The organism is Bacillus cereus group sp. BfR-BA-01356, from assembly GCF_022663635.1.
GTDB classification, from domain to species: Bacteria; Bacillota; Bacilli; order Bacillales; family Bacillaceae_G; genus Bacillus_A; species Bacillus_A cereus.
Genome location: NZ_JAKUFX010000075.1, coordinates 15,628 through 28,975, shown reverse-complemented (window position 1 = coordinate 28,975; position 13,348 = coordinate 15,628). Strand labels below are relative to the sequence as shown.

Sequence of the window (13,348 nt, the reverse complement as noted above, 5' to 3'; positions counted from 1 at the left end):
GGTTTATTTGAGATGCTTATTTTTAAGAGTATGCTTTTATTTTAGGAATGTTTTGATCCGATGAGTCGAAAGCTCAGGTTGTGCTCACTCTTAAGTTGATGGGCATGGGGTCACATCAATATTTGCTTGCTTCAATTCCCACGTCGTTAAGCGACCACCTTGTAAAACTGGTCTCGTTTCACACGCATATGCATGTAAACGCACACCTTTCTCTTTTCCAATATAAAAGGGAGCTAATGCAGTTCCATATCTGGCAGTTGCGATACTTCCAGCGTTACAGATTGTTAAAATATTATCGCCATCTTTAAAACATGTTAACGCATATTCCCCAATATTTCGACACACCTCTTCATCTTCCTGTTGAATGCGAAGCGCTTCTTCTTCTAATATTTTTTGTGCTTCTTTTATTGTAGTAATCTCTCGAATAGATTCTCTCATACGATCAATTGCCCAAAATAAATTTACTGCCGTTGGGCGTGATGTCCCTAAATAGTTACAGTCTCTATTAAACTTCTTTTGAAATTCTTCGATATGTAAATTATTATATTTTTTCGCTGCAAGCGCCAAGCCAAATGCAGCTACAATTCCAATTGCAGGCGCTCCACGTACTTCTAACATTATGATACTTTTCCAAACCCCTTCAATAGTCGTTAATGTTTTGTATTCTGTGCTATGTGGCAATTTCGTTTGATTTAATACTGCAATTGCATCACCTTTCCAACTTACAGATCTCGGAACAGTAACAATTGTACTCATGCTTTTACACCCCTTGAAACTGTCTGTTGAAATAATGTTCGAAACAGTTGAATATCAGCACTTTTAGATTCATATTTTATTAGTTCTTTTCCTAAGGATAGCGCTTGTTTCTTAGCTTGAATTCTTGTTTCTTTATTTTCTATTTCATCTAAATCTGCTACATGAGCTAAACCAATTGTTCTACGAATTAGTTCACATCCGGCAAATCCAACAGCATCAGTAAAGATATTTTGCAAAATAATTGGTAACCATTGTTTTTCTTTCGTATATGCTTCTACACCTTCCCCAATCCATAACTTTGTAAAAGTCTCTACAAAATAACTCCACGTCTTTTCTATATGAAAAAATAGTACACTTCTCTTTTCTTCTTCTCTAGATAAAGCATTTAATAATAGATTTGCAATAAATTGACCTATATCAAATCCAAATGGGCCATATGTCGCAAATTCTGGATCAATCACTTTCGTTTCAGAAGGTGACGAAAAAATACTACCAGTATGTAAATCACCATGAATAAGAGTTTCTTTTCTTGTTAAGAACTTATATTTATATTGTGCTACTTTTAGTTTTAAAGTTTTATCACTCCAAAGTTCATCAACCACGAGCTGTAAATCTGGCTCATAATCATTTGTATCATAATGCCCAAAAGGATCTGTAAACACTAAATCCTCTGTAATTTTACATAGGTCCGGATTTACAAAGGTACCTTCTAGTATCCTCTTCTCTTCTGACTGTAAACCAAAATCTGAAGTGTAAAATAAAACATGTGCTAGAAAACGACCAATATGCTGGGATAAAAGCGGATATTCTTCTCCGTCTATTAATCCTTTTCTTGTAATTGTTAGTCTTGATAAGTCTTCTATTACCGTTATCGCTAACTCTTCATCATGACTGTACACTACTGGAACATAATCCGGTACATACTGCGCAAAAATTTGTAATGCCTTGCTTTCAATCGTTGCTCTTTTTATAGACAATGGCCAGCTTTCACCAACTACTTTAGCATAAGGCAGTGCTTGTTTTATTATAATGGATTTCTCTCCATCATCTAATTTGAACACGTAATTTAAGTTTCCATCTCCAATTTCATGACAAATGACATTTGCCTTCTCTTCAAAATAACCATGATCTTTCGCATATTGTACAGCTGTTATTTCTGTTAATGAATAATATCCCATCGTCTTCTCCCCCTTTTTAAATTCAGAGGTTTTTCTAACACAGAAAAACCTCTTTCCACTAAGAAAGAGGTTTGAAGTTTATCTTCTCCCCTCTTATCTGCCAGAAAGTTTTACTTTCTGCTGGAATTAGCACCGTGCCTTTTGGCGTAATAAACGCCCCATTTCACAATGGTATTACGGTCGGTTGCTGGGCTTCATCGGGCCAAATCCCTCCACCTGCTCTTGATAAGAGTTGTATAATTTTTTGAATTTTTAACTTTATGTTGATGACTATACCAAGAATAAAAATCACTTGTCAACATTTTATTTGTATAATTCTGGACGACGATCCGCAAAAACTGGAATTCCTTTTCGTACTTCTCTAATTTTCTCGAATACAAGCTCTCCAAATAAAATTGATTCCTCTTCATTCGCCTCTACTACAACTTCACCCCAAGGATCCACAATTAAAGAATGACCTGCAAACACATTATTCGGATCCTTTCCTGCTCTATTACACGCAACAACATAACACTGATTTTCAACTGCTCTTGCTTGCAATAGCAAACGCCAATGTGCTAAACGAACTAATGGCCATTCTGCTACAACAAATAATACTTTTGCCCCTTTAGCAGTATGAACACGCATCCACTCTGGAAAACGAATATCATAACAAATTGTTCCAGCGCATTCAACATCATCTAGCTTAAATTCGCCCGTACCATTACCAGCTATTAAATATTTATGTTCATCCATAAGCTGAAATAAATGTACTTTACTATATTCGTTGACTAACTGTCCTTCATTATTTACAACATACATCGTATTTGTAACGCCTTGCTCTGTTTGCTTTGCTATGGACCCACCAACAATATGTACATCATATTGCTTCGCCCATTCTATTAACTTTTCTTTCGTTTCCACTCCATCCCTATCTGCAATTTCAGAAAGTCTCGTTAAATCATATCCTGTTGTCCATAGTTCTGGTAAGACGATAACATCTGGCCTTTCCTTCATAGCTTCACTTATTTTATTTTTAGCATTCTCAATATTTTTTTCTACATCTCCAAAAACAATATCCATTTGAATACATGCGACTTTCATTTTTTCAGCCCCATTCTTATTTTTCTCTTTACAAAATACTGGAAAGATTATATCATTTGTCACTAGAATTGTAACAACTTTCAAAAGAGGTGGAAAGTATGAAATTATTTCAACCTTCTGAGATAGTAACATCATTGCCAACACAATTTTTCGCTTCACTTGTTGCAAAAGTTAACAAAGTCGTTGCAGCTGGTCACGATGTTATTAATCTAGGTCAAGGTAATCCAGATCAACCAACACCGCAGCATATCGTAAAAGCTTTACAAGATGCTGCCGAAAAGACCATTCATCATAAATATCCGCCATTTCGCGGACATGAAAGCTTAAAGGAAGCCGTGGCTACATTCTATAAACGTGAATACGGCGTGGAATTAAACCCAAAAACTGAAGTTGCTATTTTGTTTGGAGGGAAGGCTGGACTAGTAGAATTACCGATTTGTTTTACAAATCCCGGTGATACGATTCTCGTTCCGGATCCAGGTTATCCTGATTATTTATCCGGGGTTGCTTTAGCAAAAGCACACTTTGAAACAATGCCGCTTATTGCAGAAAATAACTTTTTACCAGATTATACGAACATTGATGACTCTATTGCAGAGCGTGCAAAATTAATGTTTTTAAACTATCCAAATAATCCTACCGGTGCTACTGCATCAAAAGATTTTTTTGATGCAACCATTCACTTTGCTAATAAACATAATATATTAGTTGTTCACGATTTTGCTTATGGCGCTATCGGATTTGATGGTCAAAAACCTGTTAGTTTCTTGCAAGCAGATGGTGCGAAAGATATAGGAATTGAAATTTACACATTATCAAAAACTTTCAATATGGCTGGCTGGCGCATCGCTTTTGCTGTAGGGAATGAAAGTGTGATTGAAACAATTAACCTATTACAAGATCATATGTATGTTAGTATATTCGGTGCAGTTCAAGATGCTGCTCGAGAAGCGCTATTAAGTTCACAGTCTTGTGTAATAGACCTTGTAAATAGTTACGAATCTCGAAGAAACGCTCTTATTTCAGCCTGTCACTCAATTGGTTGGAATGTAGACATTCCAACAGGATCATTCTTTGCATGGCTTCCCGTTCCAAAAGGATATACCTCTGAGCAATTTTCTAATATTTTACTAGAAAAAGCACATGTCGCAGTTGCTCCTGGTGTTGGATTTGGTGAGCATGGAGAAGGGTATGTCCGTGTTGGTCTCTTGCATACAGAAAATAGATTACGAGAAGCCATTCATCGAATTGATAAATTAAATTTTTTCAAAAAGTAATTGACAACACGAAAAATATCTGACAAAATTCAGTTATCTTAAAAATTTAAACATTTCTAAATACTTCTTATCAAGAGCAGGTGGAGGGACGAGCCCGACGAAACCCGGCAACCGATCTACAATTGTAGACACGGTGCTAATTCTCGCAGCATTACGCTGACAGATAAGGAGCTGGTTGTAAAAAAACCTCTCCTTAGCTGAGAGGTTTTTTTATTTAACTAGGAGGTTATAACAATGAGCGGAATTATAGCGACGTATTTAATCCATGATGATTCACATAACTTAGAAAAAAAAGCTGAGCAAATTGCACTCGGTTTAACAATTGGCTCTTGGACTCATTTGCCACACTTATTGCAAGAACAATTAAAGCAGCATAAAGGCAACGTCATTCATGTTGAGGAATTAGCTGAACATGAACATACCAATTCGTATTTACGTAAAAAAGTAAAACGCGGAATTATTAAAATCGAATATCCGCTATTAAACTTCAGTCCAGATTTACCAGCGATTTTAACGACTACATTTGGAAAGCTATCACTTGATGGCGAAGTAAAACTAATTGACTTAACTTTTTCAGACGAGTTAAAAAAACATTTTCCTGGTCCAAAATTCGGGATAGATGGTATTCGAAATCTTTTACAAGTGCATGATCGTCCCCTTTTAATGAGTATTTTTAAAGGAATGATTGGACGAAACATTGGGTATTTAAAAACGCAATTACGCGATCAAGCAATTGGTGGTGTAGATATAGTAAAAGATGATGAAATATTATTTGAAAATGCATTAACACCCCTTACGAAACGCATTGTATCTGGAAAAGAAGTTTTACAATCTGTCTACGAAACATACGGTCATAAAACGTTATATGCCGTAAATTTAACAGGGCGAACTTTTGATTTAAAAGAAAATGCTAAACGTGCAGTGCAAGCTGGAGCTGATATTCTATTATTTAACGTATTTGCTTACGGACTAGATGTACTACAATCACTTGCAGAAGATGATGAAATCCCAGTTCCTATTATGGCACATCCTGCTGTAAGTGGTGCTTATTCAGCATCCAAGTTATATGGAGTTTCATCTCCATTATTACTTGGAAAGCTACTACGTTATGCTGGGGCTGACTTTTCATTATTCCCATCTCCATACGGAAGTGTTGCGCTAGAAAAAGAGGAGGCTCTTGCTATCTCAAAATATTTAACTGAAGACGATGCATTTTTCAAGAAGAGCTTTTCTGTTCCGTCTGCTGGTATTCATCCTGGTTTCGTTCCCTTTATTGTACGAGATTTCGGTAAAGATGTTGTTATTAATGCTGGCGGCGGGATACACGGACATCCAAATGGAGCGCAAGGCGGCGGTAAAGCTTTTCGTACTGCAATTGATGCTACTTTGCAAAATAAACCACTCCATGAAGTAGACGACATAAATTTGCATAGTGCACTACAAATATGGGGAAATCCCTCTTATGAGGTGAAATTATGAGTATTCAAGTATTTTGTGATTTCGATGGCACGATTACAAATAATGATAACATTATGTCCATTATGGAAAAATTCGCACCACCAGAAGCCGAAGAAGTAAAGAATAAAATTTTATCACAAGAACTATCCATTCAAGAAGGTGTTTCTCAATTATTTCAATTAATACCTACTAATCTGCACGATGATATTATTCAATTTTTAATAGAAACTGCTGAAATCCGTAGTGGTTTTCATGAGTTTATACAATTCGTAAAGGAAAATAACATTTCTTTTTACGTGATATCAGGTGGAATGGATTTCTTCGTCTATCCACTCTTACAAGGAATCATTCCAAAAGAGCAAATTTATTGTAATGAAACAGACTTTTCAGCAGAGTTTATTACAGTTAAATGGCCTCATTCTTGTGATGATCATTGTCAAAATCATTGCGGATTATGTAAATCATCATTAATCCGTAAATTAAGTGATACAGATGACTTTCATATTGTAATTGGAGATTCTATTACTGATTTACAAGCCGCGAAACAAGCTGATAAAGTATTCGCTCGCGATTTTCTTATTACAAAGTGTGAAGAAAATCATATTGCTTATACACCGTTTGAAACATTTCAAGATGTGCAAGCTGAATTAAAACTTTTGTTGGAGGTGAAGGCATGAAACAACTTTTTCGTCAATGGTATGACTTAAGCGAGATAAAAAAAGAGTTAACAACACGAAATTGGTTCCCAGCAACAAGTGGTAATATTTCTATAAAGGTTAGTCATGAACCACTTACTTTTCTTATTACGGCAAGCGGTAAAGATAAAACAAAAACCACTCCAGATGATTTTCTATTAGTAGATCATGTAGGAGTTCCCGTTTTAGAGACTGAATTACGTCCTTCAGCAGAAACAATATTGCATACACACATTTATAACAATACGAATGCCGGTTGCGTACTTCATGTTCATACAACCGATAATAATGTCATCACAAATTTATATAGTGATGCAGTCACCCTTCAAAATCAAGAAATTATTAAAGCACTCGATATTTGGGAAGAAGGTGCAACAATTCACATTCCTATTATCGAAAACCATGCCCATATCCCAACGCTTGGAGAAAACTTCCGAAAGCATATACAAGGAGATTCGGGTGCAGTATTAATCCGTAACCACGGTATTACTGTATGGGGCCGAGATAGCTTTGATGCAAAGAAGAGATTAGAAGCTTATGAGTTTTTATTCCAATTTCATATAAAACTATTATCAATTCAGGGAGGCGTTTCTAATGGCGCAAATTCGTATTCATGAAGTAAATACTCGTATTGAAAATGAAGTGGAAGTATCTAAATTTCTACAAGAGGAAGGCGTTTTATATGAGAAATGGAATATTTCTAAACTTCCTACTCATTTAAATGAAAATTATTCGTTAACAGATGAAAACAAAGCTGAAATATTAGCTATTTTTTCAAAAGAAATCGCTGATGTTTCAGCACGCCGTGGTTATAAAGCACATGATGTAATTTCACTTTCAAATAGCACCCCTAACCTTGACGAATTATTAATTAATTTCCAAAAGGAACACCATCATACAGATGACGAAGTTCGCTTTATCGTCAGTGGTCATGGCATTTTCGCTATTGAAGGTAAAGATGGGAAATTCTTTGATGTTGAACTTGAGCCAGGCGATTTAATATCTGTTCCTGAAAATGCAAGACATTATTTTACCTTGCAAGATGATCGCCAAGTTGTAGCTATTCGTATTTTTGTGACAACTGAAGGCTGGGTTCCAATCTATTAAGGTAGTTAGTTGAATAAAAGGACTTGGACCCCCTTTTCCAAACTTTTATTCACTCTACATATATACATCCTCCTATGGAACAGGCTTATTTCATTTTGAAATAAGCCTGATTTTTTATTTACTTGAAAGTACCATTTCATCACAAATTTAACACCTTGATTTTTCAAGTGCATTTTTCGAACATTCTTTGAATTTTTTCTGAAAATTCTGTTTTACGTGTGATATACTACAATTAACTAAGAAGGAAAATAATATCGCAAACAGAGGGGGATAATCATGAGCTTACTTATCGCACTTATACTTGGAGTTACATGTGGAGCATTTCCTGTTATTTTAGGAGCTATTATGGAAGAGTTAGAAATTGGTGTTTTAGGATTTGTCGCATCTTGTGTAAGCGCTTTATTATTTGGTTTATTCGGCGCTATTCCTGTTTCAATTCTGTGTGCTTTTTATATAATACGCCATGCTCGTACAAAACAATTTGGTTCTAATCATATCGCACAAATTATCCCGTTCCCGGTTGAACGATGCCGCCGGGCTTCTAACTTATAATTATAAAAATTAAAGATGACTAAATAAATAAAAGTCCTCATTTGAGGACTTTTATTTATTTTCTTCTAGAAATTGAAACAATTCTTGTAGATGTAGGGCATCTTCACCATAGCTAATAGATACATAAAATATGCCGTCAATCTCAGCTTGCATATAAAGATCCACTCCATCACGATCATATTTCAATGCTAAATAAAACTCCATTTCTTCTAACATCTTTTTTGAGGTTCGAATTACATAATGCCCCTTCTCATCTCTTCCATATTCAAATTCTGGTTCAAAATCATATTTTTGTTTAAAAGCTTCTTTTTGTTTTTCATTAATTTGCATACAAGTAGCTCGCTGTACAGTATCAATCATCTCATCAAACTTTTGAAGGTCCACCTCGTTTACCCCCTTATATATTTTTTATATAGTACTTGTGTTCCACTATTTTCTTCGCCATCCTTAATTAACTCTTCATACAATTCTTTCGCCAAACTTAAGCCTGGGACTGGTAATTGTAATTTTTCTGCTTCCTCTAAAGCAATTTTCATATCTTTCATAAAATGCTTTACATAAAATCCTGGCTCAAAGTCTCCTTTTAACATTCGAGGAGCTAAATTACTTAATGACCAGCTACCTGCTGCCCCTGTTGAAATACTCTCTAACACTTTATCTGGATTCAGTCCAGCCTTCTTCGCGTAAGCAACAGCTTCACATACTCCAATCATATTGGAAGCAATCGCAATTTGATTGCACATTTTTGTATGTTGTCCACTCCCAGCTGGTCCTTGTAATTGAATGTTTGTTCCTAACTTTTCAAGTAAAGGTAAGCATCTATCATATATTTCTTTCTCCCCACCTACCATAATTGCGAGTTTTGCCTCTTTCGCACCAACATCTCCTCCTGAGACAGGTGCATCTAACGTATATATATTTTTGCTTTTTGCAACTTCATTAATCCGTTTTGCTAAAGTAGGTGTAGATGTCGTAAAGTCAATTGCTATCGTACCTTCTTTTGCATGTTCTATAATTCCTTCTATACCAAAATACACTTCTTCTACATCATGTGGATATCCAACCATTGTCATTACAATATCAACTTGCTTCACTAACTCTTTTGGTGTATTACACCAATTTGCACCATCTTGCACTAAAGAATCTGTTTTTGCTTTCGTTCTATTATATACATATACTTTATGACCATCTTGCATTAAGTGATAAACCATACTTTTTCCCATTACGCCAATCCCAATGAAACCTATTGATAAAGTTTTATGTTCCATTTTCTCATCCCCTTTGTTCTAATAAATCATTTACCATCTTTCGGAACTCTTTATTAAAGTCATCATCCATACTATTTTTCACATTTGAAAATAAAATAACAAAAGTTCCTTTTTCTTTATTAAAATTATTGAAAGTGTTCCAACCAGATAATACACCATGATTATGAAAATAATCTGGATATATATATAAACTAAATGCATATTTCCGTTCTGCTGAAGGTGAAAACATTGCCTGTATACTTTGTTCAGAAAGAAGTTTTCCATTTATAATTGCTTCGTCTAATTTCTTCATATCTCCAACTGTCGTATACATCTCACCACAACCATATAGCCAATCCATGCCTAACTTCTGCGCTGGTACAAGCTCTTGATCTTTTTTCACATAACCCTTTGTAAAATTTTCATCTCCAGGTACCATATTTCCCATACCGGATTCATGCATATCTGCTTTTACAAATATGTTTTCTTTTATGTAATCTCCTAAAGGTTTTTTCGATATATGTTCTATTATATAAGCAAGCACCATATAATTATAATCTGTATATCTCCAACCTGTTCCTGCAGGAAATTCTAAATTTTGACGTCCAATCCAATTAATTAATTGTAAGCGAGAAGCCGCATTAATATTGCCTTTTGCGTGTTCAGGTAAACCAGAGGTATGCGTTAATAAATGATATAGCGTAATATTTTTATTCTCCGGAAATGAAGGAATATATTTATTTACATTATCTTGAATATTCAATTTCCCTTGTTCTTGCAGCTGTAAAATAGATGTGGCAACGACTGTTTTCGTAATAGAACCGATACGATATTTTGTTTGAGGCGTATTTTCTATTTTATTTTGAACATCAGCATACCCATATCCTTTATTCAATATAACATGCTCTTTATCTGTTACCAAAACTGTTCCATTGAATTGCTTTCCGACTAAATATTGATCTAATTTTTGAGATATGCTAGCATAATCAATTTGTTGCTCTTCTTTTTCTTCTATATTCCCTTGTACTTCCGATTCAATAGTAGGATTCACTTTAGTTGTTAATACAGTGTTTTCCTTTATATTGGGGCTAACAAGAAAATAGTATACTCCGCCGCCAACTATAGCAGACAGTGAAGCCACCACCATTACTTTTTTTATCATATTAATCCTCCATAATTCCTTCGCTAAAAATTGTCCCCCTATTCTATTATCAAACAATAAAAAAAAATCGCAACAATTTGTTGCGAAAAATCACATTTTTTCTTTTCTATACACACATACTTGATTCTTTCCATTTTTTTTCGCTTCATATAATGCAATATCCGCTCGTTGCATTAATTCTTCTCTTGTAGTTCCTTGTTCATATAACGCAACTCCAAAGCTAGCTGTTAACTTCGAAATTCCAGTGAATTGCTTTGTTTCAATGAAGAATCGTAATGATTCCGCAACTTGAAATGCTTCCTTTTCTACTGTATTTGTCACTAATATAATGAATTCTTCCCCTCCCCATCTTGCAAATACATGTTGCTGCTCCACTTTAGATTTCATAAGCTCTGCAAGTTGTATTAATGCCAAATCGCCAAAATCATGACCATATGTGTCATTAACTGTTTTAAAATTATCTATATCAAATAAAATAATTGCTATTTTCTCATCATTACGTATTACCTTTTCCCATTCTACCTCTAGTATTTGTTGAAACTTTAAACGATTATAAATCTCTGTCAATGAATCTATCATAGCAAGTCTTTCTTGTTCTTGATAGATTTCATCTAATTCTGTAATTTCCGTGCACTTTACAATAAATCTTGATAAATCTTCTGGCAATGGTGTCGCACGTAATAGAAAAGTAGATACTGCCCCTTCATAATTTGACATCTTAATTCTTCTACCGCTTGATAAAGTATCGTCTAGCCATGTTATATCATGCGTCGTCGAGTAGTATCCATTTTCTCTAATAAAATGTTCAGCAAATACTAAATGTTGCTCGCGATAGGCAAACAAATTTTCATATCCGAAAAACGTTAAAAAATTTGTATTACAATCAACAATTTCATCATCTTCTACTATAAATAATAAATCATTTTGAAAATCAAACATCGTTTGAAGCAGTTCCTGTTGTAAACTAACTTGCCTTACCAAAGAAAGTTGATACAAACTCTTATTCACTTCTTCTAACACTGCTTGCGGAGTTACAGGGGCTATTACAATATTACGTATTCCTAATGCAAGTACATCTGTAAATTCTTTTGTTATTTGTTGATCCCAAATGACAATGAATGTACTTTGCGAGGTATACATATTCTTTATATATTTTATTTGAGAATAATCTGTTACATACATAATTATAATGTGCGGTTTCGTTCTTTGAAATAATAGTTCGCCCTCTTCAAAACTATTTGCTATAAACATACATTTTGGATGGATATTTTCTATCGTTTGTTGATGTTTACATCCATTTTCTATATAAAGGACATTTAACTGCAGATCTTGTAACACATTTTGGAAAACCGTATTCTCTAATAAAAAATGTAGTATGTTCATCACTAGTCTTCACTCACTTCATATATCTTGTTCTACTGAATTCCTCACAAATATTTTTAAAAGACTGTTCTCCAATAAACTTTAATTTGTGAGAAATACATATTAACAAGCTAATTGAGAATGTTATCTTCCCTTTTCACTCTATAAATTCCTTTTTTAGTGTATGATTATAGGAATTATATCGTTTGTATGAATGCCCTAGCTTATTTCTTAAAACTTGACAATTAAAATAAAGATATTATATTCTTAAATTCGATAACTTACAAAATGTAAGTAATATACATTACGTTTTCCCGATAATTTTATATACAATTTGGAGGATATATTATGACAAACGACAACTTTTTTAACGTTCTATATGAACGCACATCTACACGTGCATTCAACCCAAATAAAGAAATCTCATCTACAGAATTACATGAGATTTTAAAAGCAGCAGCACAAGCACCTTCCGCTTGGAACTTACAACACTGGAAATTCCTTGTTTTTCAAGGTGAAGATGTACAAAAACGATTACATCCAATAGCTTATAACCAACAACAAATTCTTGATGCTTCTGCAGTAGTCGCTATTTTAGGTGATTTAGAAGCTTATAAAAATGTTGAGCCAGTATATGGTCCAATTGTAGAACAAGGATTTATGAAAGAAGAAGCAAAAGAACGCTTAGCTAAAAATATTGAATCTGCATATGCTCGTGAACAATTCCCAAGAGATGCTGCCTTTTCAAATGCATCTTTAGCAGCAATGCAACTTATGCTTGCAGCTAAAGCAACTGGTTGGGATACTTGTGCTATTGGTGGCTTCAATCCACAAGCACTGACAGACGAATTTAACGTTTCATCTCGTTACGTTCCAATTATGCTTATTACAATTGGTGAATCAACTTTAAAAGGCCACCCTGCACCTCGCATGAGCGTAGAGCAAGTGAGCGAGTGGGCAAAATAATAAAAAACGAAGGCAACTACATTGCCTTCGTTTTTTTATTCCCTGTCATACTTTTGTAATATTACTACAAATCATTCGACATTTATACTTATGGAAAAGTATATTCTATTCCCTTCTCATAAATAAACGTGACGTTTCGTGTCGAATTTTGTTAAGGCGTTGAAATATACCCGTGTATTTTTGTTACAATTGTGATACAATGATAACAAATAGATAACAAGAGAGGGATTTTCATTGAGTTCATACGGAAGCTTTATCGCACTTTTATGTTACATAGTAACTGTACTGCTTCTATATTTTATTGGTGATGCCGCAAACATCTCCATTTTACAATTTCCAAAAGAAGAAGCATTCCAATTAGAATCAGAAAAACATACTGCACGATCCATTGTACCACTACTCCTAGCTCTTCCTGTATATATCATCGTTTTATATAAAAGTAAAAAAGTGTAAAGGCTACCCATTTCATTTATTTCGGTGGTTTTTACATTTTTTGTTATATTCC

General features: G+C 34.4%; 14 protein-coding genes, 1 pseudogene and 2 riboswitches. Of the genes and pseudogenes, 8 read left to right on the top strand and 7 right to left on the bottom strand.

Features of this window, described 5'->3' with window-relative positions; translation table 11 throughout:
- Positions 1-108: 108 nt before the first annotated feature.
- From MR168_RS21645 to MR168_RS21635, 3 genes and pseudogenes are all read right to left on the bottom strand, one after another.
- Positions 109-756 (bottom strand): annotated as a pseudogene (locus MR168_RS21645) (s-methyl-5-thioribose-1-phosphate isomerase); the annotation flags it as partial.
- The gene (gene mtnK, locus MR168_RS21640) at positions 753-1,934 is read right to left on the bottom strand and encodes an S-methyl-5-thioribose kinase (protein ID WP_000542682.1); all 1,182 of its coding nucleotides are present in this window, start codon (positions 1,932-1,934) and stop codon (positions 753-755) included. The gene mtnK and the pseudogene MR168_RS21645, both read right to left, overlap by 4 nt.
- A gap of 90 nt (positions 1,935-2,024) precedes the next feature.
- Positions 2,025-2,166: riboswitch (SAM riboswitch) on the bottom strand.
- A gap of 71 nt (positions 2,167-2,237) precedes the next feature.
- A complete protein-coding gene (locus MR168_RS21635) occupies positions 2,238-3,101 on the bottom strand; it encodes a carbon-nitrogen family hydrolase (RefSeq protein WP_016123295.1) in 864 nt (287 codons plus the stop codon).
- A 14-nt stretch (positions 3,102-3,115) separates the two neighbouring features.
- Here MR168_RS21635 and MR168_RS21630 point away from each other — a divergent pair, with 14 nt between their 5' ends.
- The 6 genes from MR168_RS21630 (at position 3,116) to MR168_RS21605 (ending at position 8,106) form a co-directional block, all read left to right on the top strand.
- Positions 3,116-4,294 (top strand): pyridoxal phosphate-dependent aminotransferase, encoded by a 1,179-nt coding sequence (locus tag MR168_RS21630; protein WP_000765515.1) that lies wholly within the window; start codon positions 3,116-3,118, stop codon positions 4,292-4,294.
- Positions 4,295-4,358: 64 nt separating this feature from the next.
- A riboswitch (SAM riboswitch) is annotated at positions 4,359-4,464 on the top strand.
- A gap of 64 nt (positions 4,465-4,528) precedes the next feature.
- Entirely contained in the window at positions 4,529-5,773 is a 1,245-nt protein-coding gene (mtnW, locus tag MR168_RS21625) for a 2,3-diketo-5-methylthiopentyl-1-phosphate enolase (protein ID WP_000014180.1), read from the top strand.
- Positions 5,770-6,429, top strand: a complete 660-nt coding sequence (locus MR168_RS21620) for a 2-hydroxy-3-keto-5-methylthiopentenyl-1-phosphate phosphatase (protein WP_000027461.1) — start codon at positions 5,770-5,772, stop codon at positions 6,427-6,429. The genes mtnW and MR168_RS21620 overlap by 4 nt, the downstream gene beginning before the upstream one ends.
- Positions 6,426-7,064: a methylthioribulose 1-phosphate dehydratase gene (locus MR168_RS21615; protein WP_000811341.1), complete on the top strand. Its 639-nt coding sequence runs from the start codon at positions 6,426-6,428 to the stop codon at positions 7,062-7,064. The genes MR168_RS21620 and MR168_RS21615 overlap by 4 nt, the downstream gene beginning before the upstream one ends.
- The gene (locus tag MR168_RS21610) at positions 7,042-7,554 is read left to right on the top strand and encodes a 1,2-dihydroxy-3-keto-5-methylthiopentene dioxygenase (protein WP_000057313.1); all 513 of its coding nucleotides are present in this window, start codon (positions 7,042-7,044) and stop codon (positions 7,552-7,554) included. The genes MR168_RS21615 and MR168_RS21610 overlap by 23 nt, the downstream gene beginning before the upstream one ends.
- Positions 7,555-7,830: 276 nt before the next feature.
- Entirely contained in the window at positions 7,831-8,106 is a 276-nt protein-coding gene (locus MR168_RS21605) for a hypothetical protein (protein ID WP_000054661.1), read from the top strand.
- Positions 8,107-8,157: 51 nt separating this feature from the next.
- Here MR168_RS21605 and MR168_RS21600 read toward each other — a convergent pair whose 3' ends face one another.
- The 4 genes from MR168_RS21600 to MR168_RS21585 form a co-directional block, all read right to left on the bottom strand.
- On the bottom strand, positions 8,158-8,490 hold the full coding sequence (locus tag MR168_RS21600) for a DUF3909 family protein (RefSeq protein ID WP_000365620.1): 333 nt from the start codon (positions 8,488-8,490) through the stop codon (positions 8,158-8,160).
- 5 nt (positions 8,491-8,495) lie between these two features.
- Positions 8,496-9,374 carry an NAD(P)-dependent oxidoreductase gene (locus MR168_RS21595; protein WP_000400431.1) on the bottom strand — a complete coding sequence of 293 codons (879 nt, stop codon included), beginning with the start codon at positions 9,372-9,374 and terminating at the stop codon, positions 8,496-8,498.
- Positions 9,375-9,378: 4 nt separating this feature from the next.
- On the bottom strand, positions 9,379-10,515 hold the full coding sequence (locus MR168_RS21590) for a serine hydrolase (protein ID WP_140159290.1): 1,137 nt from the start codon (positions 10,513-10,515) through the stop codon (positions 9,379-9,381).
- Between the two features lie 90 nt (positions 10,516-10,605).
- Entirely contained in the window at positions 10,606-11,898 is a 1,293-nt protein-coding gene (locus MR168_RS21585; RefSeq protein WP_001023185.1) for a GGDEF domain-containing protein, read from the bottom strand.
- 327 nt (positions 11,899-12,225) lie between these two features.
- On the opposite strand from MR168_RS21585, the gene MR168_RS21580 reads away from it, so the two are divergent.
- Complete coding sequence (locus tag MR168_RS21580; protein WP_000180387.1) at positions 12,226-12,843, top strand: nitroreductase family protein; 618 nt, start codon at positions 12,226-12,228, stop codon at positions 12,841-12,843.
- A gap of 234 nt (positions 12,844-13,077) precedes the next feature.
- The gene (locus MR168_RS21575) at positions 13,078-13,296 is read left to right on the top strand and encodes a hypothetical protein (RefSeq protein ID WP_000100485.1); all 219 of its coding nucleotides are present in this window, start codon (positions 13,078-13,080) and stop codon (positions 13,294-13,296) included.
- Positions 13,297-13,348 lie beyond the last annotated feature (52 nt).